Below are 21,062 nucleotides of genomic sequence, written 5' to 3'. Positions count from 1 at the left end.
ATTTGCAGCCAAAGACTTCCGATATTATGCACTGCGGCAAACGACGCGGCAGAAGGATATTTTGGATCTGGCTAACAAGCACTCAGTATACGTGTTGCAGACCCGGCTGGCTTTACCGGCGGCACGGTTCCAAATGGTAACGCACACTTGCGGTGGCCTTAGTGTAATGAAAAGGATCGAACAACCTCTAAGAAACACCTCTTTTTAGTTCAACATCAGATTGCTTGATTGAACGCTTCCTCATTGTAGTCATGTTGCAAAATTCGGGGCCTACGGGCGTCACGTAATAAGTTGTCGAGCGCACTTCGTTCGGACTCAAATCTTTCACGCATTTCTCTATCGAGCACGCGTCCTTCTGGAAGCCTGGCTCGCATTGGATCCAAAGGTTGGCCATTAGCTAGCATCTCGAAGTGAAGGTGAGGTCCTGTTGAAAGTCCAGTCGAGCCAACATAGCCGATGATCTGTCCCTGTTTGACGCGAACACCTTCCTTTATGCCTTTGGCAAATCCGGTCTGATGATTGTAGGTGGTCGTGTATCCATTGGTGTGTTGAAGTTCAATTCGCTTCCCATAGCCGGAACTCCAACCTGCCTTTATCACGGTACCATCTCCAGCTGCCATGATCGGTGTCCCGCGCGGAGCAGACCAGTCCACTCCCTTATGCATTCTTGAATATTTGTAGACGGGATGCCGACGCATGCCGAAGCCGGATCGGAACCTGCCACCATCAATCGGTTTCCTGATCAGGAACTTCTCTGCGCTTTGGCCGAACGCATCGTAAAAGTCAGTAGCTCCATCGTCAGGCGTCCGGAAACGGTAAAATTCCAGCGTTGTCTTGCCATTGCTCAGCGCAGCAAAGTGGATCTCAGATCCGAAGTTACGGTCATCTCTGGAATATAGAAGCTCTATGGTAGCACCAGGCCTAGTCGAGGCATTGAAATCGATGCTAAAGGAAAACATGCGAACAAGTTCATTTACAATGTTTTTTGGTATGTCTTGCTCAAGTGCAGTTTGATAAAGACTATCGTATAGCGCTGGCGTTGGCCCGCTATGGGAGACACGATCCGCGTCAGCAAAGGCTGCTGCTGGAAAGGTGCTAGGCGGCCGGGCTTTGATGTAATCGCCGCCGTCTGATTGGGCAACGGTCGCTTCGTGTTTCGTATCGCTATACAGACTGATGCGCACGGGCAGCTTTCGCTCCGGATCGTCCTGTGAGGGCGCGTACGCTATTCGGAGTCGTTGTCCGTCTTCAAGTTTGGAGATTCCATACAATCGCTGAAACGCAAGTGTGATCGATGCAGCTTCTACTTCTGGAACCTGCTGATTTAGGAGGGTCCCCGTAAGGTTTTGCCCCTGAGCCACTGGCACAATGCTTTCATCCATTCCGGCTAACCGAATATCGTCATCGCGTTTTGACACGAAAGAAACGTTTTCCGGCGTTATCCGAACCGCATAGCGCTCCAAATCTGGCTGAAGCGCCAAATTGAAGTCGAAACGCCCTGGATCAATCACTGCTTCATAACCCATGTTAGTTGCATCCACCGAACGGGTCCGGATAAATTTGCGAACTTTCAATTCAATTTCCGATTCTGACAACGTCTTGTCCAAATCGAAATCCGTGTTCGATGATGGAAATGGTGTAAGGCTTATACTGACATCATTGGCCAATTTCGCACCGTACAGCGAGTCGGCAAGAAGAGAAGTTGCAACTCCCTCGGTTGCCCCTGTCGCTTCTTTCTCCGCACTCCTAGAAAATATGTTCAGCGTACTGAAGGCCGGAATTTGAGATGCAAGCGACGGGTCTTTCTTGGTAGCAAGCGTAGCGCTGATGAAAATATGTGGTTGAGCGCGAATGTTATCTCTGTCGCCCTCACGGGAGACAATATTCACATCTATTAATTGCTTGCTGGAATATTCAGTCGCCGATCGCAGAACCCTGTCTTCTTTGCTGTAACCGTTGTTCGAGATCGACAACTCATTCAATAAAGCACTCGAGGATTTCGCCCTTTCAACTTCGTATTGGCCATCAAAGGCAGCGAATAGCGCGCCGCCCATCAAGAACAGGGATGTGACACCAGTGAGTGCTGAACCAGCGAACCAGCGCAGTGAAACCCCTCGCCGGTCCGGCATGCCATACAACCCTTCGTAACCAAGCAGCGGCGGTTCTTGACCGAGTTCGATTTTTGAGGACTGGGCGTTTGCGGTAGCGCCAAAGTGCATTGCAATCTGTCCGATGTTAGGCAACTAATCTGCGGATCAAATTCGTTTGTGCAGCGCGATGCCATTAGATTGCCATCGCCCCTCAAACAGATCCTGTTCCCTGTTCCCTGTTCCCTGTTCCCTGTTTGCTGTTGGTTACTTCCGCGAAGCGGCCACCTCTTCGTTCACCAAAGCCCTCAGTTCCGCCTCGCCAAACGAATTGACGGACCGGCCGTTAACGAAAAACGTGGGCGTCTGGGTTACGCCTAAGACTTCAGCATCGGCGCGGTCCTGGTTAATCGTTGCAGCTATAATGGGTTCCAGCATCTGAGTTCGCGCAGCTTCTGGATCGAGGCCGGCCTCCGTTGATATCTGAATGATGAGTTCTTGTTCTGGCGCTCCGTCTTTGGCCCATCTTTTCTGGTCGCGCAAAAGTGCCTCTAACACGGGTTGAAACACCCCTTGTTTCCGCGCAACTTCCAGTACTCGGATCGCTTCCACTGATCCCTTGCCTTCAAAGGCCACGTAGCGAATCGCCAGGCGCACTGTATCGCCATACTCAGCCATGATATCCCTAACAACCGGATAAATCTTGCGACAGGCTTCGCAAGTAGGATCAAAAAACTCGACGATAGTAACAGGTGCGTCCTCAGGCCCAATAATGGGCGAATGAGGCCTCAACACCGCCAGTGTCTGTTCGGTTGGAATCGCTGCTCTCATAAACATCGGACGAACGAAAAACCAGGCCGCAACGCTGAGCAGTATCAGCCCAAATACAGCCACTGAGAGAACAATTGATTTGTTGTTCATTTGCGGGAAACCTTCAGAGATGAGGCCGGCAGATTTGGCTCAAGTACTATTGCCAGCCTTGCTAGCATTGAGATTATGGTTCTGAAGATCTTTTGGTCGTGCTGTTCCAGAGCAAAATGAGGCCAGTGATGACGCTTAGTCGCTAGATCGTCTGTAGGAACTTGACAGTCATCCCTAACTGCTACTTTCAGAGCAGTTGCTTCCGGCAGGCAACTTTTGGATACATAGGCCGGATCATGGAACAATAGCCAGAGCGCGCGCGCAGGCCCGTCGAGGTCAGCAGAATGGGCAAACTTATAGCCGTTACCTGTAGCCGGGTATTTACGAGATTGCGATTTGGCCAAAAGATGTGCCTGAGTCGGATTTCTTAATTCGTCAGGCGTATACACCCTCTAGCCACTATAGATTCAAGTGATTTCTCAATTGGAAGAATAAATTTGTCGAACACAATACGACTTAATCCGAATGACAAAAAATGTGTTGCTTTGTACGCTTTCGCAGTGCTGTGCCACCACTGCCGGCAAAGGTGACCGAATGAACCGTATTATCGTTTGCAGTACATGCAAAAGCGACCCTCCGCCAGATCTGGATGCATTGCGTCGATCATTGAACGAGGCAGGAATGGCAATGGAAGTTACACAGATTGAATGCATGGGGGCCTGCGAGCAGCCAATTACGGTTGCGTTTCAGGGAGTTGGTAGAGCGGCATACCTTTTTTCCGGTGTTATCTTTCCGGACGACATTGCCGATATCGTCTCGACGGCCGGAAACTTTCTGGCAGCGGACAAAGGCTGGATCGAAGACGCCCGACCATGTGGACGTCTCCGGTTCTGCCTCAGAGCGCGCATTCCGGCGCTATAAGCCTATTTCACGTTCACAGTTACCGCAGCCTTGAGCGGTTCCGTCTCGACAGCAAGCATGCGGTGATCGTTGGAATTGAGCGTAACCTCAACCGTCGCATCACCTTTTGGAAGAGTCGGCAGGTGGAGCCATGCACTGTAGTGCCGCGCGACTTTCACGCCATTTACATATACGTGAGCATGGCCCTCGCCCAACACATGATCCAAGCCAGCCCGCTCGGGCGCAAAGGTGAAATTTTCTGTCATGATATGGAGATTGTAGCCGCTAACCGGATCCTGCGAGACACTGATTTTCAAGGACGGTGCATCGGGACCGCCAGGTACTGAGGTGGTCCTGTTGTGGTCGTGGCCAGCGGTTTGGCCGGAATGATTAGTTCTGAGCTGCACTGATGTGGTCTGCATCTGGTGATCGCTGGCTGATGAGTGGTCGTGACCGTCAAGTGCGACACCATTGCTTGCGGCAACAACAAAGCCGATGCCTCCGCCAAAGACCAGCCCGATGGCGAAGAGTGCGAGAGAGCGTTCCATGGGGTTTCAGGTTTCCTTAAAAAGAAACCGGGCAAAACGAGATGTTTCGCCCGGTCGGTTATGATTTAGATTCCGGATCAGGCCGCCTGCGTTGCGCCGACCCTCGCCCTCTCGCGCTGCCAGAAAAAACCTGCAAAACAACCAAGCAGAAGCCAGGCTGCCATTCCGACGCCAAAGGCACGGCTGGCAAACATTGCCCCGATCTCGGTCGGAACTGGGCCGGTGAAGGTGTCCGGCTCTGGCGCGCCGATCACGTGTGGTGCCAGCAGCAGCATTGCTGCTGCGCCCCAGGCCACCCAGTTACGGCCGAATGCGATCAGCCACAATCCGGCGCCTGCGGTAAGGACGGTGGCCCACCACCAAATCTGCCGGGCAAAAACATCCGCCGCCGCGACGCCGGGCACTTCGGGAGCTAGGCTGAATCCGGGCGCGAAGTGGAACGCGACAAACCCTGCAACGCCCCAGAGCAGGCCGTTGCGACCCGTTATAACCGCACCGCGCATTTCGGCAATTGCCATGCCGGCGAGCAGAATGAAGGCATAAGGGAGCAGGTCGGAAAAGGATGGCGCGACGTGCCGGAATCTTTTGAGGGCAACCATGTTCAGTATTTCCGCCAGGGCGTGGATGTCGGCCGGTAGTAGGCGCGGTATTTGACGTGCCGCAGATAGACAGCGCGCATCAGAGGGTCTGCCTTGGCCATCATCCGCAGCACGCCAACGACCACGATCCAGATCGCCACGCCGAGCACAGCGGCATAGGGCTTCAGGATCACGAAAATCAGAATGACCGAGGCAAGACCGGTCACGAGCACCAGCTCCCGGTCTGCTCCGAACAACAGTGTCGGGCGTGAAAGAGCGCGGTGAACCCGCGCTCTGTTGAGGCCCGGCGCATCAGTCACGAGCCGGTTCCACGATTGCCGTGTTCCCTTCCGGAGCAATTCCGATGGAGGCGCCGGAGGATCCGAACAGGCCGACGATGGTGGACGCGCCGAGCAGCACGCCGAGAACTAGAACGACGTAGGCGAGACGACGGGCAAAGTCGTTAAGTTCGCCGCCGAAGATCAACATTGCGCCGGCGATCGCAACCGCGATCAGGCCAACGGCGCCAGCGACAGGACCGTTGATGGAGGCCTGGATCTGTTGAAGCGGACCTTCCCAGGGAAGCGAACCACCACCAGAGGCAAAGGCTGGTTCAATTAGGTACGGTCCTGCACCGGCGAGAAAGAGAAGAAATACAAAATTACGCGACATGAAGAGTCCCTTGTCTGTCGTTGGAATTTTTGTTGAGGAACTGAGATGCAACGGCTGAGCGAACGTCATACGTGCCGTCCCGAAAGCCGGACACAGTTACGATGTCCCGAACGATGCGCCCGTGTTCGGGGGAGCGCTCGATCGAGACAATGAGGTCAACCGCTTCCGCGATGACTTGGGGCATTGGCTGCTGAGAGACTTCCGCGATCAACTGTTCAAGGCGCGTCAGTGCGGTGAAGGCATTGTCGGAGTGAACCGTGGCGATGCCGCCCGGGTGGCCCGTGTTCCATGCCTTGAGCAGCGTCAGCGCTGCGCCATCGCGGACTTCGCCGACAATGATCCTGTCGGGACGCAAGCGCATGGTCGATTTCAAAAGCCGCTGCATGTCCAGCCTTCGCCCAGAAAGCCCTCAAAGATAAGGATTGGCTGCCCGAACCGATCCGCTGCGGCATGCCCACACATGAGCAGCAAACCGACGACGACATGGGCAACGTCGAAACTCTTCCCGTGGCGGCTGAATAATCAGCCGTCGCCGGTCGCGGGCCTCTCCTCCCGCGACCGGCTTCCCTTTCCAACGAAAGCTCACGGGACAGGATCATGCTTCAGCTTGAACTCTTCCAGCGCACAGACAAAGGACAGCCCGGAGCCACATGGTGGGCCGGGCGTTGGCAGTGCCGGAACATGAACGGATGGTTTCAGGATCGCGAAGACGGGAAAGGCCCGTGGTGCTTTGTGGTCTATGCACTCGGGGATTCCGATTGCGTCGTTTACCGCCTTGATGAAGCCGGAGTCCTCTGCCACGCCCGAACGCCCATCGATCAGCAGGACCGCATCATCATCGACGGGCGCAAATATGGCCGTCGTAATTGGCGCCACTAACCAGGTCGGCGCGGCGGGGGCCGATTGCCAGCCGCATCGAGCGGCCGGCAATCGGTTCTGTTTAGCGGCAAGCCCGTGCGGGCTTTCTTCCCTGCTCTGACGAATGGCCTTAAAGCCATTCTTAAGTTGTCTGGACGACAATCAACACAACAATAAAGCCTGATTTTCCTCGAAAAATCATCAGTCCCCGCTAAGCCTCCGGAACGCCCGGAGGCTTTTTGTTTCCGCCCTGTGCTTCAGTGTTGTACCGGTATGGCGTTGTCTGGCGGGAAATCAACGCCATGCCCTCAAACATAGAGCTGATTCATATCTGCACGACTGTGCCTCACATCTTGAAATTCCAGAATATCCATATTATCAATAAAATTTGGATTTTAAGGGAGTTTCCGATGCGAACTTTCACGACCGCCGATCTCAACAAACACGTCGGCGACGTAACTGATGCAGCCAGGCGGGAACCCGTCTGCATCACCCATCACCGCAAACCGAGATTCGTTCTCATGGCATTCGAAGATTATGAGCGTTTGCAGGGCACCAAGGATCCCCGCAAAGCCGTGACGCTGGAGACGATGCCTGCCGACGTCGAGGACGGGCTTCTGGCCTTGGCAGACCAATATGAGCAAGGAACAGGCACAGATGATTGATCCGGAAACCGGTCTTGTCATCTCCTATAGCTTCCTTTGGTCAAGAGAAAACGCAAAAGGCGAGGAACAAGGCCGAAAGGCAAGGCCGGCATGCGTTGTCGTTCCATTGACGTCCAAGAGCGGCGACGTGGTTTTGTTTCCCCTCACAACGAAAGATCCCGGCGTCGGCCGCTTGTGCTTGCGCGTTCCGGAAACCGAACGCAAACGCCTGAAACTCAAGGGTGACGCCCCCTGCTGGATCCTCCTCGATGAGGCCAATACGGACATTCTGCCCGGATCTTTTCATGTCGAACCGATCAGCTATGACCCGCTGACGATATCCTATGGAAAATTCAGCCACGCCTTTGTCGGGCAAATCCTGAAAAAGCTCGCCGAGGCGATCCGCGCCAAGCGGCTCCAATTCGTTCAACGAGAACGATAATTGGAGGAGCTGTCGTGCCGGAACGGTCCATTTACGCCCAGATCGATGAAATCCGCGATGTTCTTGAAAAGCGCGAACAACGGTTTTCGAGCCTGCGCGGCCATATGGCCAGCGAGGAGGAGGAACACATTCTCCGGCTCAAATGCGCCCTCCGGACTCTCGAATGGGTCCGGGACCATAAGGATGAACTTCGAACGCTTGCGAGGGAGCTCAAATCTCTGACTGGCCTGACGAGCAGCGACAGCTAGATGGGACGGCCTACAATTTGAATTGCCACAGGAACAAAAAGAGAACATTCTATGTGATCGATCCATCACGCGACCGAGCAACTGATTAATGGCTGAATACCGCAGAAAGTGGGCAAGCGTCGATCAGCTTGCTCGCATGATCCTGGAACAAGCTATCGGCAAACAGAAACCAGTACTGCTTTCCCCGGAAACCGCCGTTTTGGTTGCCGATCGCATGCTCATTACCGACTCCGACCCATTCGTTCGAGGCTTACATTTCCGGGTCGAAACCTGGGACCGCGAAGGAAAACAGCCACTTGAGCTTTTGGTTGCGACGCAAAAGATATCAATTGGACACGACGCTTTCCGAACGGTGATGATCGACAGCCCCAAGGATCGGACGCTGTTGCGGCATGGAATTCGAGTTTTGCGGGACAGCGCCAGCGAACCCGAAGCCGGCAGCGATTGAAGCCGTTTGGATCCTCAAGTTTTGGAACGGGGCTTTCTTGTCTTCCGTGCGCTCTTCTGGCCCAGGCCCATCTTTCTCGCAAGCTCGGATCGGGCAGCCGCATAACTCGGCGCGACCATCGGATAGTCCGTCGGCAAGTCCCACTTTGCTCGATACTCTTCCGGCGTCAGGTCGTAGTGGGTCCGCAGATGCCGCTTCAGGGATTTGAACTTCTTGCCGTCTTCCAGGCAGATAATGTGATCGTTGGTCACGGACTTTTTGATCGGAACCGCAGGTTTCAGCTCTTCAACAACAGGCTCCGAAGCTTCTTGAACGGTGGATGACAGCGCCGCGTGAACGGTTGCGATCAGCGCCGGCAGATCGCCCGAGGCGACCGTATTGTTGCTCACATAGGCCGAAACTATGTCCGCCGTCAGATCAACGAAATCAGGCTCAAGAGAGATGTCGTTTTGAGCAGCTTCGGACATAAGAATTCCTTTTCGCCAATTACCTAAATGTAAGTGAAGAACCGTTCTTAGGCTCGTTATACTACTAAGTAAATAGGTTCGGGCGGCACCCTTTGGGCACGGCTCTAGTCGCTGCGCTCCCCGAGCCAGGCGCAAGCGCCCGTCTCGGCCATCCGGTGACGATCCTCCCACCTCCGGGCGTCGCCCTGCGCACTCCGCTTGCCATCCTCAAATAGGCCGCCCTGCAGGCGGTCATCACACCCCTGCCGGGAGAGGGGAAACGCCGCTCCCCCTCCCCCACCAAGGGCAAAAATCGGTCTCCCCATCCTTCCTCACTCACGCAGCCGGCACGCCGGCGTCGCTCCCTCGTGCAGGACCAGGCGCAGATCCGCGTGCCGGCCGGGCCCGCGGATCCACACCTGGCCGTCCCGGTGGGCGATCCCCCTCCGTTTTTTCCCCTTGTCCCCCTCCCCCACACTCTCGCCGCCGAGGTCTCAGGAGCAGGAGCCGGGCTCCTGCCCTTTCGGGGACAGAACCCGCGTTCCACGGGAAGAAGGAGAGAAATAGATGTTTATCAAAGAATTCTGCGCGCTTGTCAGCGTGAGCCTGTTCAGCTTCGGGCTGGTCGCTTGCTGTGTCGGCCTCGCAGGTTGAGGGATCGCTCTATGACCAACAAATCCGAGTTCGTCACGGCCTATTTTTACGATGCCTTTTTCGGGGCAATGGCCAATATCTCCCTAAGCCGGGCAAACTACATTGCGGAAGTCAAACAGCGCATCAAGTGCAGCTTTTTCGATGTCGCCCGCCTCGATGACAATCACGATGTCTTCGTGGACGACAACGGCCTGACAGACGGTCTTCATACAATCGTTCGCCTCAAGGACTTTCCAAATCCGTTTGCCGGAAACCTTGTCATCGTGGGCAGGGATGAGCACGGAGACATTGCCGAGCCTCGCATGACCGTCGAGGAGATCGCGGAGCTGATCACGGTTTACCGGCCTGTGATGGATCCTGAATTGACCAACTTCGAAGGCCCGGACCTGATCGGAATCGGCCTGACAGGTTTGAATATTCGCATGAACAAGAGCGAACCCATCATCGTTGTAGATGGGGAGTTTTAAGCCATGGCGAAACTCACCAAATCGCAGCGCAAGGCCCACGCGGAGGCCGAGGCGGTCCTGACCAAGGATCGCTTGAGCGAAGACGAAAAAGACTTCGTGTTTCAGAACTGGCACGAAGGCGCGAACCACATCAACGGAGCATCCGGGGCGTTCTTTACGCCCTGGGGGCTGGCTGCAGACTTCTCCATCGATGCCGGGGGCGCTGGCAGCCGCGTCATCGATCTTTGCGCCGGGATCGGAATCCTGTCCTACTTCCTGCACCACCGCGCGAAATGGGCCGACAATTGCCCGGACCTGACATGCGTTGAGCTGAATCCCCGATATGTCGAGGTGGGCAGAAAGCTGCTGCCGGAGGCTCGTTGGATCTGCGCCGATGTCTTTGACTGGAGGGACTGGCAAAGGGAGCTTGGTGGAGAGCGTTTTGACGTGGCCGTGTCCAATCCGCCGTTCGGTGCCGCGAAGCGCGCCGGCAATGGACCGCGCTATCGTGGCCGCCAGTTTGAGTTTCACGTGATCGACATCGCGGCCGAACTGGCCAATCGGGGCGCATTCATCGTCCCGCAAGCGTCCGCCGCCTTCCGATATTCCGGCGCGCAATGCTTTCAGAGGGTTGAAACCGGTCCTGCGGCTGAATATCAGAAGTTGTCAGGGTTCCACATGTATGAAGGCGCGGGCGTCGATACCTCGATGTACAGGGACGATTGGAAGGATACCTCGATCATTTGCGAAATTGCCTGCTACGAGTTTGCCCAGGATCGCGCCCGGCAAGGTCAGGTGCAGGAGCGCCTAAGCGCCCTGCCGGTCCCGGTCGTCCCACTTCGCCCAGCCGAACAACTTGCGTTGCTGTGAGGGGAACCATGGGACCGATACGAAAAGTCAAAGTCTATGACATTGATTCCGGCCTCGGCGGCACGCACACAGTTTCCATAGTCGAAGAATTGCCGAACAATCGGATTAGCGTTCGAGTATGGTACGGCAGAGCGACGCCGACCGGTTGGGAAGCGTGGATTGAATGGGACGGTGCCACATTTGAGACAACGCACGACCAGTTAACGAACCCGAGAGTTTTAGCGCTCTACAAAGAGGAAACCTGATTCAGTTTTGAGCAGCAAAAGCAGCAGCGCAGAGCAAGCGGCGCGACCGGGCCGGATTGGCTAGCCCGGCTGAGGCAACAGCCTTGCTCTCAAACCGGAGGTAACGACGATGTGGCATTGGCCTATCAGCGTTACCCTTAAAGTGAAAAAGACCCGGACGACCTTGCAAATCGAAATCCGGGTCCAATTCATACTTTAGGGAAGGGGGCGGCGGGGAAACCTGCCGTCCCACTCCGGACAAGAATATAAGTCAATTCTCTGAATTTTCCAAATGATGGATGTCAAACAGGCAATCGGATGTCCTCGCGACATCGGCCGGTAGTGTGCAAACGTGAAAAACGGCGGCCAAGCGTGACAAAACCGTGAAACGGTGCCGCAGGACCGCTCCCGGAATAGCTGAGCAAAGGCCTTTTATCAAAATACCGATTTTGGAGCCCATTCCGCTCGCCTACCGCATCGAGCGGTAGGCCATCGGGCGAAGGGAGCCCTAAACCCCTCCCCTCGAATCTCCCCTCCCCTCTGCGAATGAACTACAGATCCTTTGGCATGTAGAGATCGCCGCCAGCACGATATCTGACTGCCATCGCCTCCATGCCCTCTTGACGAGCAGCGTCGCGGATATCGTGGGAAATCCGCATGGAGCAGAATTTCGGACCGCACATGGAGCAGAAGTGCGCGACCTTGTGGGCTTCCTTCGGCAAGGTCTCGTCATGCATCGAACGGGCCGTTTCCGGATCGAGCGCGAGGTTGAACTGGTCCTCCCAGCGGAACTCGAAACGGGCGCGCGACAGGGCGTCGTCGCGGACCTTCGCTGCCGGATGACCCTTGGCGAGGTCGGCGGCATGGGCGGCGATCTTGTAGGTTATGACACCGGTCTTCACATCATTGCGGTCGGGAAGGCCGAGGTGTTCCTTCGGCGTGACGTAGCAGAGCATCGCCGTGCCGAACCAGCCAATCATCGCGGCACCGATGCCCGAGGTGATATGGTCGTAACCCGGCGCGATGTCGGTCGTCAGCGGTCCGAGCGTGTAGAACGGCGCCTCGCCGCAGACCGCAAGCTGCTTGTCCATGTTCTCCTTGATCTTGTGCATCGGCACATGACCAGGGCCTTCGATCATGACCTGGCAGTCTTTCGCCCAGGCGATCTTCGTCAGCTCTCCGAGCGTTTCCAGTTCGGCGAACTGCGCTGCGTCGTTGGCGTCGGCAATCGAGCCCGGACGCAAGCCGTCACCAAGTGAAAAGGAAACGTCGTAGGCACGGCAAATGTCGCAGATCTCCTCGAAATGCTCGTAAAGGAAGCTCTCCTTGTGATGATGCAGGCACCCCTTGGCCATAATCGAACCGCCGCGCGATACGATGCCGGTAACGCGGTTGACGGTGAGCGGAATGTAGGAGAGCCGGACACCGGCATGGATGGTGAAATAGTCGACGCCCTGTTCGGCCTGCTCGATCAGCGTGTCGCGGAAGACTTCCCAGGTAAGGTCCTCGGCAATGCCGCCAACCTTTTCCAGCGCCTGGTAGAGCGGCACCGAGCCGATCGGAACCGGCGAATTCCGGATGATCCATTCACGAATGTTGTGGATGTTGCGCCCGGTCGATAGGTCCATGACGGTGTCGGCGCCCCAGCGAGTCGCCCAGACCATTTTCTCGACTTCCTCCGCCATCGACGAGGTGACGGCAGAGTTGCCGATATTGGCGTTGATCTTCACCAGGAAGTTCCGGCCAATGATCATCGGCTCCGCTTCCGGATGGTTGATATTGGCTGGGATGATCGCGCGCCCGCGGGCGACTTCCTCGCGGACGAAGTCCGGTGTAACAAAATCCGGGATCGCCGCGCCGAAGCTCTCTCCATCACGGGGAAGCTTTTCGTTTGCAGCCTTGCGACCAAGGTTTTCCCGGATGGCGATGAATTCCATCTCTGGCGTGATGATGCCGGCGCGGGCATAGGCGATCTGGGTGACGGTCTTGCCGTCTTTGGCGCGGCGCGGTTTCTGCAGGTTAGGGAATTGCAGTGTCAGGCGCTCGCCGGTGGCAAAGCCGTTGTCTTCCGGCTTGACCATGCGGCCCTCATATTCCTCCGTGTCACCGCGGGCGGCGATCCACTCGGCGCGAAGGCGCGGCAGTCCCATCTCAATATCGATCGCCTGGGTCGGGTCGGTATAGGGACCGGAGGCATCATAGACCGTGACGGGCGGTTCGCCGGCGGTCGGATGGACTGCGATCTCGCGCACTGGTACGCGGATATCGGGATGAATTTCGCCCGGCTTGTAAACCTTTGTAGAGGCAGGCAGCGGCCCCTTGGTGATTTCGGGCGTAATAGTCTTGGTGGCAATGTTCATTCTGAGGCTCCAATCTTTCAAGTTGGAGACCCAGTTCGAAGCCGGAATGATGGAAAGACGCCATGACGCTCCGGATTCTGGGCAACGTCGTACTGCAGCGCTTGCACCGTCCCTACGCCAGTATGAACTGGATCAGGTTCAACGGGTCACTGCGCTGCCATCGATCAACGGCCCAGCAGTATCTCAGCCCCTTGCCGGGGCACCCCTGGTAACGTTGCCATCGGCCATCATCCACGTGCGTTTGTCAATACAGAGATGCTTGGCTCGACGAGGAAGTGCTGTCACTTTGGCGGCAAAAGGTTGAAGGAAATGTGCCGGGTGACTCCAAAAAGTTGTCCGCGGACAACAATGCGAAGTTCTTGTCGAAACTAGGCTGAAAAATGCACTTGGTTAAGCGTTTGTAAATTGGTAACGAATCGGAGCATATTGTAACAGCGCAGTTTGAGGCGTAGTTTTCAAAAATGCGCAGTTCGAGGATTTTTCGAGATGGACACCAATCTTCTGGTTGAAGGTGCTGCTGAACACCTGCCAACGACACTTTCGGCGGACGCGAATGAGCTCGCTCATCAATTGCAGATACATCAACGAAAAATCTTTCCACCTGCTTCTCAAAAGACTATCCGAAAATTTTCGCCTGCAGAAGCAGCTAAATTGATTGGCATTAAGGAAGGCTATTTACGTCAGGTCGCCGCTGATGGGCATGGCCCCGAACCAAACGAGAACGGTAGGCGCACATATTCTGTCGAGGACATGGATCATATACGTCAGGTCTTGGACGAGAAAAATGGCACGCCAAAATATGTGCCGATCCGTCGGGGAGATGAAAAGCTTCAGGTTATCACTGTAATGAACTTCAAAGGTGGTTCCGGAAAAACCACCACATCTGCTCATTTGGCTCAGTTCTTGGCGTTGCGTGGATACCGCGTTTTAACAATTGACCTTGATCCACAAGCATCATTGTCAGCGATGTTCGGACATCAACCCGAACTAGATGTCGACGAGGGAGAAACGCTTTACGGTGCTATCCGTTATGAAGACCCTCGAGCCTTAAGCGAAATCATTCGATCCACATATACGCCAAACCTCCATATTGTTCCAGGCAATCTTGAATTGATGGAATTCGAGCATGAAACGCCCAAAGCAATGTCTGAAGGACGTTCAGCGTCCATGTTTTTCGCCCGAATAGGGGAGGTGCTGACAAGCGTTGAAAGCTATTACGACGTTGTAGTCATTGATTGCCCACCTCAGCTTGGCTTTCTAACGATGTCGGCCTTAAGTGCGGCCACAGGAGTATTGATCACCGTACATCCACAGATGTTGGACGTTATGTCTATGTCCCAATTTCTTTCTATGACAGCTGAATTGATGAGTGTTGTCGAAAAGGCCGGAGGGCGTACCAGCTATGATTGGATGCGTTACTTGGTTACTCGCTTCGAACCAAACGATGGACCACAAAGCCAGATGACCGGGTTTATGCGTTCAATATTTGGAAATCGCATGCTTCAACATGCGATGCTTAAATCTACTGCTATTTCTGATGCCGGTGTTACCAAGCAAACTTTGTATGAAGTCGAAAGAAGCCAATTTGTGCGCGGTACTTATGATCGCGCAATGGAATCTATGTCTCTCGTGAACCAGGAAATCGAAGACCTCTTAAACGTGACTTGGGGACGGAGGTAAGGGATGGCACGCAAAGACCTGATCAGTTTTTCGTCGGACGAGGATGGTGAAATCCAAGGGGATCCAAATAAATCGGATCGCCCACTGGCGGGCATCACGCCAAATAGACGGTCAAGTTCACCGGTTGGAGGCATCGCAAAAACTCTTGGCTCACTCTCAAGTCAGATGGACCGTGCTAGTGAATTAGAACGGCAACTGTTGGAAGGACAAAAGGTCGTTGAACTGGATCCCTCTCAAATAGACGATTCATTTGTTCGCGACCGTTTGGAAGCGGACCCGGAAGTCGAGAGGGACTTTGTTCAACAAATCGATGAGCACGGGCAATTAGTACCAATCCTTGTTCGTCCAAACCCGGCTCAAAAGGGTCGCATGCAGGTGGCATTCGGCCATCGTAGACTTCGGGCGGCCAGAAGCCTCAATCGAAAGGTCAAGGCTGTCGTTCGGGAGTTGAACGATGAGCAACTGGTCGTTCTTCAAGGGCAGGAAAACAGTGCCAGAACCAATCTTTCCTATATAGAACGTGCGTTGTTTGCAGCGCGATTGGAAGACCAAAAGTTCAAGCGGAATGTCATTATATCTGCGCTCAAAGTGGACAGAGCGGCTGTATCAAAAATGATCAAGCTGATCAGAGAATTGCCCGTCGAATTGATTGTTGCGATTGGCGCCGCTCCTGGTACAGGGCGACGAAAATGGATGGAACTTGCTGAGTTAGCAAAATTGGTTGATTGGAAGCCACTTCGAGAAATGTTGTCCGCGGACAACATCGCAGTGCTGACTTCGGACGAGCGTTTCGAATTCGTGCTTCGCAGCGCGAAGAAAGCAATAAAGCCGAAAAAACCAAAGATGGTGGTCCAACATGTTGAGCACGTACCGGTGACGATCAGATCGACCAAAAGCGGCACTACGTTCACCGTAAATGGAGCTAAAGCTCCAGGATTCGATGAGTTTTTGAAGGCTCAACTGAACAGTCTCTATGCGGATTACATGAAAGAGAGGGGGGAGTAAATGAGGCTCTAAACGAAAGAACCCGCCACAAGGGCGGGTCCAAACTTGAGATAAGCACGAGTGCCTATGCTCTATGTGTAGCAGCTAAAATCATAGAATCACTTGTAGCGCAACGCAAGTTCTGTCTTTGAGCAGAGCACGATTTCTTGCGTCTTTTTGCTTGTCTCGCATCTGAACACTCAGTGTCCGGTCGCGTTTATGCGCTTCCGGCAAAGGAGGACTTATGTCTTCGTCTCAGCAGATTGCGAGTTTTCGCAAGGTGTCTGCCGGGATCCTTGCGAGCGCGCATCTGGCGTCCCAGGAGGATCGGCCGAAGGTCACCAAAAAGGAAATCTCCCTGGTTCTGAAACGCGTCGCGCCGGCGCTTGGTATTGATGGCACGGCCTACCATGTCCTGGATATTCTCCTGGGCCTCGTCCAGGCGGACGACTTCCAGACAGGGAAACGGCCGGTGGTGGCGATCTCAAATCAACGGCTCGCCGAATACACACGGCGCACCACACGCACCGTCACCCGCTGCCTGAAGAAGCTCGTCGAAGCCGGAGTGCTTGCCTATCGGGACAGCCCGACTGGGCGCCGTTATATGTACCGCGGTTCAGACGGAGATTTCGCGCAGGCCTACGGGCTCGACTTCACGCCTGCATGCTTCAACTTGGAAGCCTTCAAGGCTCAGGCGGATGCGTTCCAGCGCCGGATTAAGGCGGAGCAGGAAGCCAAGCGGGCCGTCACGCGCTTTTCACGGGCGATCGCCGACGTGGTCGAATTGGAGCCTGCGGAGTTTCACGGCTTTGCAGCACGGGCCCATTCAGTTGTGAACCGGGATGAACTGACTGTCGTGGAAAAGGCGGGGATCCTGGAAACGATCTACACGGAAATTCTGGCTCTCCATGACGCCCACTCGTTGGAAATAAAGGATAAATTGTCATCCGCGGATGACATTGATGTCAGCCCTTTATCTATTACAACCCAAACCGACTCTCTTAGAAGTAATTCTCAGCGGACTTGCTCTAACGAGCAAGACACTAAGTTTCCTTCTGACAACGGCTTCGCCGTTGAAATGGCTCTTGAAAAAGAGCCTTGCGGCGGTCGCTCGGAAACACAACGGCCGAAATCGCAAGCGGGCAGGGCAGGACCAAGCAAATTACCCGAAACCAACCTGGATGGCGTTTCCATAGGACTCATCCAGTCGGCATGTTCATCGGTACAGGCAGAAACCGGGATCAACTTGAACAGTTGGCCAGCCCTTTGTGGAGCTGCTGAACAGTTGCGCCTGCTGATCGGCCTAAGTCCAGCCGGATATCAGCTCGCTGTCGAGCGGCAAGGCAGATATCTGGCCGCGGCCTGCCTTGTGGTTGTCGCAGAGAAGGCGCTGCGGGATCCGGAGCACATTGCTTCGCCCGGCGGGTATTTCCGCGCCATGATTGACAGGGCAGGGGAGGGCAAACTCCACCTTCACAAGTCTCTGCATGGGCTGGTGTGAGGCGGTGGACGCGCGGACCGGGCGGCGAAAACTTGCGCTGACCACACGATAGACTTGGAAATCGATGAAGAAAATGCTATCTAGCTAGATAGCTAGCCAGTTAGTGAGGGCGAGATGATTTCTCTTCAAGATGCAAAGAACAGATTCAGCGCTGTGGTTGAAGCCGCAATGGCTGGCCGGCCTCAGGAAGTGTCCCGCAGAGGCAAACCAGCTGTCGTCGTTATTTCCTCGGAAGAGTATCGCCGGCTTCTCAGAGAAGCGAAGGGGCGGCGCGAGAGCTTTGCAGACCATGTCCTCAGCTTCCCGGGAGAGGGCATTGAGCGATCAAAGGTATCGCCCCGGGATGTCGAATTTTGATCTATGTTCTGGATACAAACGTGATTACTGCCGCAAGGCGTGCGGAAAGAGCGCCCAAGGTCGCTGCCTGGTTGTCGGATAAGCCGGAGGAAACGCTCTATGTGAGCGTTGTCACGCTTGGCGAAATTGAAAGAGGAATCCGGCTTCAGGAACGGCGGAATATGGATTTTGCCAAGCATCTTCGTCAGTGGTTGGACCGGACGGTTTCAATGTTTGGAGACCGGTTGTTGGAGTTTACCGCATCAGATGCCTTATGTTGGGGTGAGCTCTCCGCGAGAATTGGTCACAACGGCGCTGATCTGATGATTGCTGCTCAGGCTTTGACCCGTAACGGATGGGTCGTTACCGGGAACGCGTCTGATTTTGAACCGACAGGCGTGCAACTTGTCGATCCATTCGTTTGATTGGAAGTCTTGATTGCCAGATCCGCGTTCGGTGACGAAATCCGGGATAAGCTTTGCCGATCGCTCGCTTGCAAGGCCGGACCTTCGGTAGATGAACGGCAAACACGCTCGGCATTCGCCTTCGACAGCCAAAAATGCTATTATAGGTTAGAGAGTTAGGAACTTTTCCCGGTTCAGGCTCTCTATGGCGTCAGTTGCTAGGTCCGTAGTTTGGAGACTACCCCATGAACGTTCATTCCTCCCGTCCAGATCGTTCCCCGGAAGCCGTGGAACAGCGCCGCAGAGCCATTGAGCAAGCCACCGCAGCGAACAAACGGCAGGGCTATGTTCATGATCCGGTTCTGGAAAACGCCAACGCTCGCTATGTCGCCGGCGACATAACGATTGAAGAGCACCGCGCCGAGATGATGGCCCGCTTTCAAAAGTCCTGAATTCCCTTCAGAGAAGGTCCAGGCCGCCCCGGAATGGGCGGCTTATTTTTGTGAGGAATTCTGTTTGAGCAACGAACAAAAAGGCTCTTACACCTATCCGGACGTTCCAGGGGATCCGGAGCGCTCAGGCGTCCTGCGGAACAAGTTGAACCTCAGAACCCGAAGTGATCTGACGACCGCCGAATACGCGCTAACGACCTCGCGGATGGCAGAAGTCGTTCAAGGCCGTGGCCCCTCGGGCAACTTCGACGCTGCTCACTTAAAAGCCATACACCGCTTCATTTTTCAGGATGTCTACGAGTGGGCAGGGCATACCCGGAACGAATGCCCTGTCATTGATGGCGAGCGCGTTGAGCCGATCGGCGTCATATCGAAAGGCGGAACGTCCTTTTTGCACGGTTCCCGTCTGGAATTGGGCTTGAACGAAGCCTTGAAGCCGATTCAAGACCAGAGTGTCATGAAATCGGCCACTCCGGAAGAATTCGCCAGACGGGCGGCCCTGGCGCTGTCGGAGCTCAACTACGTTCACCCCTTTCGGGAAGGCAATGGCCGCGCCCAGGAAGCCTTCATTACGATGCTCGGTCAGCACTATGGCCGCGAGGTGGATTTATCCGTCATCACCAAGGCACGCATGATCGAGACCTCCATCGAGACGACCCACGATCCGAAAAGCCCGTTGATGCAACATCTCCTCGAGGACTCCCTAAATCCCAATCGGCGGGAGGCCATCCGGGGCGCACTCTCGGATCTGGAACGGCTTGGAGAGAACCCGTTCGACCACAATGTACGCGCATCCCGTCCAGGCGAAACCCTGACCGGTCAAATCCTGGGACACAGCGACCGCGTTGCCAGCCTGTTGACCGAAAAGGGCATCGTCGCGCTGGACCGGGCGGACCTTCCTGTCAGGTTGCCGGCAGGCGATGCAGAAATCACGATCACGGTCCAATCGGATTTTTCCATTCTGGGCCAGCCGCCGGCACAGAATGCCGAACGTGTTCTTAGCTCCACCAAGGAGCGCCTTGAATCTCTCGTTTATGAAGCCGCCGGCGTCATGGTGCCGGAAAAGGTGCTCAGCCCCGAGGTGACGAGAGAGGAGCTGCAGGACCGGCTTGCGGTTTCAAAAGCTGCCATCAAATCGACCGAGAGCCTGGAGCGCCATCTCAAGGTCGTCTTCGCGGATCCTCAAAAGGTTATCAATCGGGTGAAAGACGCCGCAGAACTGGGCAAACTTGGCGATGCCTCGCTGGCTTATGAATTGAAGGACGGTCCCGAGAAATTCGGCAAACTCGCAGGGCGAGGCGGCATAACTTCCAGCCGCGAAGAGCGGCTTGCGCGCCGGAATGCCCTTGCCGGTACCGTGAACCTGCGTGCCATCGTGGAAACCCACATCAACGTGGTGCACGGGATCCGCAAGACGATGGCCCAGGAGCGCCGCGCCGTTGTCGACCAGGCGCGGGTTGAGGTCAGCGCGCCAAGCCAATCGCTGATGAAAGCCATTCAGGAAACCATGCCGTTGACCGAGGCGCACAAGGCCGAGCTCCGGCAGGTGATGGCCACGCTGGAAAAACGCTTCGGCACGGACTTGAGGGAGATCCGTGCGCACATGAAGCCTGAAAGGCATGCGGAGCTCTCCCAGAAACACGGCCTCGATCCCAAACAGATAGAGCGGGTGAAGAGCACCTTGAAAGTGCTGGACAAGGGGCAGGTTCGTGTTCGACAGGAAGCCCGCAAGCTGGAACAAGCGAAGTCGGCGGAGCGAGGCAAGGGCGGGCCAGTCCGCTAGCCAGGCGAAACAGATTGCGGAGAGGGCAGGGGGCCGGTCATCTTCCGGTTCCCATTGGAGCTATCCGAATATGCCGACGATTGGACAATACGGCCTTGAGCTCGTCCTCAACCTTGGGCGCAAAGAATTTCCCCGCCGGTTCCCGGCTCCTCGCTACCCAAATTCTTCCCGCCCTGCGGTCCTGCACTGGCGTTGCGGTCCCTTCGGGGTGCGGCCCGCGCTCTTGGCGGCCGTTCTTTTTGTCCATCGGCAATTCGAACAAAAGGAACCGGAAGATGACCGACAACCTCACCAACTACATCCAGTTCGCCGGTGACAAGCTCACAGGCAACATTGCAACTCTGGCCTTCGACGTCGATGTGACCGGCGAAGCCTTGCACAGCGACAACGAGAAAGCCCCCAAGTTCCGGCTCTATGCCAAGAGCCCAGCCGGCAAGCGCATCGATATCGGTGGCATCTGGGAGCGAAACAACGCCAACGGCGATCCGTACTTTTCGCTCACCATCAACACGGGCCACTCGAAGTTCTACGCGAACCTCGGCCGGTATCCGGATCATGATGACGATGCACTTCAGGCCGTCATTCCGAATGACTATCTGAACAGCGATCGCCGGGGTTAATCCCCCGGCCTTCGGG

The 21,062-nt window shown here is 55.4% G+C and carries 24 protein-coding genes, 1 pseudogene and 1 riboswitch; of the genes and pseudogenes, 16 read left to right on the top strand and 9 right to left on the bottom strand.

Annotation, left to right across the window (positions count from 1 at the left end):
* Window positions 1-215: 215 nt before the first annotated feature.
* Window positions 216-2,219, bottom strand: a complete 2,004-nt coding sequence (locus B0E33_RS30580; protein ID WP_077294811.1) for a M23 family metallopeptidase — start codon at window positions 2,217-2,219, stop codon at window positions 216-218.
* Window positions 2,220-2,354: 135 nt separating this feature from the next.
* On the bottom strand, window positions 2,355-3,008 hold the full coding sequence (locus B0E33_RS30575) for a DsbA family protein (RefSeq protein WP_062492099.1): 654 nt from the start codon (window positions 3,006-3,008) through the stop codon (window positions 2,355-2,357).
* A 465-nt stretch (window positions 3,009-3,473) separates the two neighbouring features.
* On the opposite strand from B0E33_RS30575, the gene B0E33_RS30570 reads away from it, so the two are divergent.
* Window positions 3,474-3,869, top strand: coding sequence for a DUF1636 family protein (locus B0E33_RS30570; RefSeq protein ID WP_322853571.1), 396 nt, complete (start codon window positions 3,474-3,476; stop codon window positions 3,867-3,869).
* A gap of 2 nt (window positions 3,870-3,871) precedes the next feature.
* On the opposite strand, the gene B0E33_RS30565 is transcribed toward B0E33_RS30570, so the two are convergent.
* The 5 genes and pseudogenes from B0E33_RS30565 to B0E33_RS30545 all read right to left on the bottom strand — a co-directional run.
* A complete protein-coding gene (locus tag B0E33_RS30565; RefSeq protein ID WP_062492102.1) occupies window positions 3,872-4,396 on the bottom strand; it encodes a hypothetical protein in 525 nt (174 codons plus the stop codon).
* Between the two features lie 77 nt (window positions 4,397-4,473).
* Window positions 4,474-5,046 carry a CbtA family protein gene (locus B0E33_RS30560; RefSeq protein WP_416384135.1) on the bottom strand — a complete coding sequence of 191 codons (573 nt, stop codon included), beginning with the start codon at window positions 5,044-5,046 and terminating at the stop codon, window positions 4,474-4,476.
* On the bottom strand, window positions 4,998-5,294 hold the full coding sequence (locus tag B0E33_RS30555; RefSeq protein ID WP_062492104.1) for a conjugal transfer protein TrbD: 297 nt from the start codon (window positions 5,292-5,294) through the stop codon (window positions 4,998-5,000). Before B0E33_RS30555 ends, B0E33_RS30560 begins: the two co-directional genes overlap by 49 nt.
* Window positions 5,287-5,646: a TrbC/VirB2 family protein gene (locus tag B0E33_RS30550; RefSeq protein WP_077294805.1), complete on the bottom strand. Its 360-nt coding sequence runs from the start codon at window positions 5,644-5,646 to the stop codon at window positions 5,287-5,289. The genes B0E33_RS30555 and B0E33_RS30550 overlap by 8 nt, the downstream gene beginning before the upstream one ends.
* Window positions 5,636-6,037: pseudogene (locus tag B0E33_RS30545) on the bottom strand (ATPase, T2SS/T4P/T4SS family); the annotation flags it as partial. The gene B0E33_RS30550 and the pseudogene B0E33_RS30545, both read right to left, overlap by 11 nt.
* A 206-nt stretch (window positions 6,038-6,243) precedes the next feature.
* On the opposite strand from B0E33_RS30545, the gene B0E33_RS31060 reads away from it, so the two are divergent.
* From B0E33_RS31060 to B0E33_RS30520, 5 genes are all read left to right on the top strand, one after another.
* Window positions 6,244-6,525, top strand: a complete 282-nt coding sequence (locus B0E33_RS31060; RefSeq protein ID WP_062492108.1) for a hypothetical protein — start codon at window positions 6,244-6,246, stop codon at window positions 6,523-6,525.
* A gap of 389 nt (window positions 6,526-6,914) precedes the next feature.
* Entirely contained in the window at window positions 6,915-7,169 is a 255-nt protein-coding gene (locus B0E33_RS30535) for a type II toxin-antitoxin system Phd/YefM family antitoxin (RefSeq protein ID WP_077294868.1), read from the top strand.
* Window positions 7,141-7,590, top strand: coding sequence for a hypothetical protein (locus B0E33_RS30530; protein WP_062492111.1), 450 nt, complete (start codon window positions 7,141-7,143; stop codon window positions 7,588-7,590). Before B0E33_RS30535 ends, B0E33_RS30530 begins: the two co-directional genes overlap by 29 nt.
* A 14-nt stretch (window positions 7,591-7,604) precedes the next feature.
* Window positions 7,605-7,838: a hypothetical protein gene (locus tag B0E33_RS30525; protein WP_077294799.1), complete on the top strand. Its 234-nt coding sequence runs from the start codon at window positions 7,605-7,607 to the stop codon at window positions 7,836-7,838.
* 88 nt (window positions 7,839-7,926) lie between these two features.
* Complete coding sequence (locus B0E33_RS30520; protein WP_077294796.1) at window positions 7,927-8,286, top strand: hypothetical protein; 360 nt, start codon at window positions 7,927-7,929, stop codon at window positions 8,284-8,286.
* Between the two features lie 14 nt (window positions 8,287-8,300).
* Here B0E33_RS30520 and B0E33_RS30515 read toward each other — a convergent pair whose 3' ends face one another.
* Complete coding sequence (locus B0E33_RS30515) at window positions 8,301-8,753, bottom strand: Ros/MucR family transcriptional regulator (RefSeq protein ID WP_062492117.1); 453 nt, start codon at window positions 8,751-8,753, stop codon at window positions 8,301-8,303.
* A 644-nt stretch (window positions 8,754-9,397) separates the two neighbouring features.
* On the opposite strand from B0E33_RS30515, the gene B0E33_RS30505 reads away from it, so the two are divergent.
* Complete coding sequence (locus tag B0E33_RS30505; protein ID WP_077294793.1) at window positions 9,398-9,853, top strand: DUF3846 domain-containing protein; 456 nt, start codon at window positions 9,398-9,400, stop codon at window positions 9,851-9,853.
* A 3-nt stretch (window positions 9,854-9,856) separates the two neighbouring features.
* Complete coding sequence (locus B0E33_RS30500) at window positions 9,857-10,702, top strand: methyltransferase (protein WP_077294790.1); 846 nt, start codon at window positions 9,857-9,859, stop codon at window positions 10,700-10,702.
* Between the two features lie 775 nt (window positions 10,703-11,477).
* Here B0E33_RS30500 and thiC read toward each other — a convergent pair.
* A complete protein-coding gene (thiC, locus tag B0E33_RS30490; protein ID WP_077294787.1) occupies window positions 11,478-13,286 on the bottom strand; it encodes a phosphomethylpyrimidine synthase ThiC in 1,809 nt (602 codons plus the stop codon).
* A gap of 91 nt (window positions 13,287-13,377) precedes the next feature.
* Window positions 13,378-13,503: riboswitch (TPP riboswitch) on the bottom strand.
* A gap of 269 nt (window positions 13,504-13,772) precedes the next feature.
* Between thiC and repA the strand changes: the two genes are divergently transcribed.
* The 8 genes from repA to B0E33_RS30450 all read left to right on the top strand — a co-directional run bounded on the left by repA (window position 13,773) and on the right by B0E33_RS30450 (window position 21,046).
* A complete protein-coding gene (gene repA, locus B0E33_RS30485) occupies window positions 13,773-14,966 on the top strand; it encodes a plasmid partitioning protein RepA (protein ID WP_077294784.1) in 1,194 nt (397 codons plus the stop codon).
* 3 nt (window positions 14,967-14,969) lie between these two features.
* On the top strand, window positions 14,970-15,971 hold the full coding sequence (gene repB, locus B0E33_RS30480) for a plasmid partitioning protein RepB (protein ID WP_077294781.1): 1,002 nt from the start codon (window positions 14,970-14,972) through the stop codon (window positions 15,969-15,971).
* A 223-nt stretch (window positions 15,972-16,194) separates the two neighbouring features.
* The gene (repC, locus tag B0E33_RS30475; RefSeq protein ID WP_077294778.1) at window positions 16,195-17,451 is read left to right on the top strand and encodes a plasmid replication protein RepC; all 1,257 of its coding nucleotides are present in this window, start codon (window positions 16,195-16,197) and stop codon (window positions 17,449-17,451) included.
* Window positions 17,452-17,565: 114 nt separating this feature from the next.
* Window positions 17,566-17,808, top strand: coding sequence for a type II toxin-antitoxin system Phd/YefM family antitoxin (locus tag B0E33_RS30470; RefSeq protein ID WP_077294775.1), 243 nt, complete (start codon window positions 17,566-17,568; stop codon window positions 17,806-17,808).
* Window positions 17,805-18,212, top strand: coding sequence for a type II toxin-antitoxin system VapC family toxin (locus tag B0E33_RS30465; RefSeq protein ID WP_062492135.1), 408 nt, complete (start codon window positions 17,805-17,807; stop codon window positions 18,210-18,212). The genes B0E33_RS30470 and B0E33_RS30465 overlap by 4 nt, the downstream gene beginning before the upstream one ends.
* Before the next feature lie 224 nt (window positions 18,213-18,436).
* The gene (locus B0E33_RS30460) at window positions 18,437-18,643 is read left to right on the top strand and encodes an antitoxin VbhA family protein (RefSeq protein WP_062492137.1); all 207 of its coding nucleotides are present in this window, start codon (window positions 18,437-18,439) and stop codon (window positions 18,641-18,643) included.
* A gap of 64 nt (window positions 18,644-18,707) precedes the next feature.
* Window positions 18,708-20,426, top strand: coding sequence for a Fic family protein (locus tag B0E33_RS31685; protein ID WP_077294772.1), 1,719 nt, complete (start codon window positions 18,708-18,710; stop codon window positions 20,424-20,426).
* Between the two features lie 275 nt (window positions 20,427-20,701).
* Window positions 20,702-21,046: a DUF736 domain-containing protein gene (locus B0E33_RS30450; protein ID WP_077294866.1), complete on the top strand. Its 345-nt coding sequence runs from the start codon at window positions 20,702-20,704 to the stop codon at window positions 21,044-21,046.
* The last annotated feature ends 16 nt before the right edge of the window (window positions 21,047-21,062 follow it).

It is taken from the genome of Roseibium algicola, assembly GCF_001999245.1.
GTDB classification, from domain to species: domain Bacteria; phylum Pseudomonadota; class Alphaproteobacteria; order Rhizobiales; family Stappiaceae; genus Roseibium; species Roseibium algicola.
This window is presented reverse-complemented; position numbering and strand designations above follow the sequence as displayed.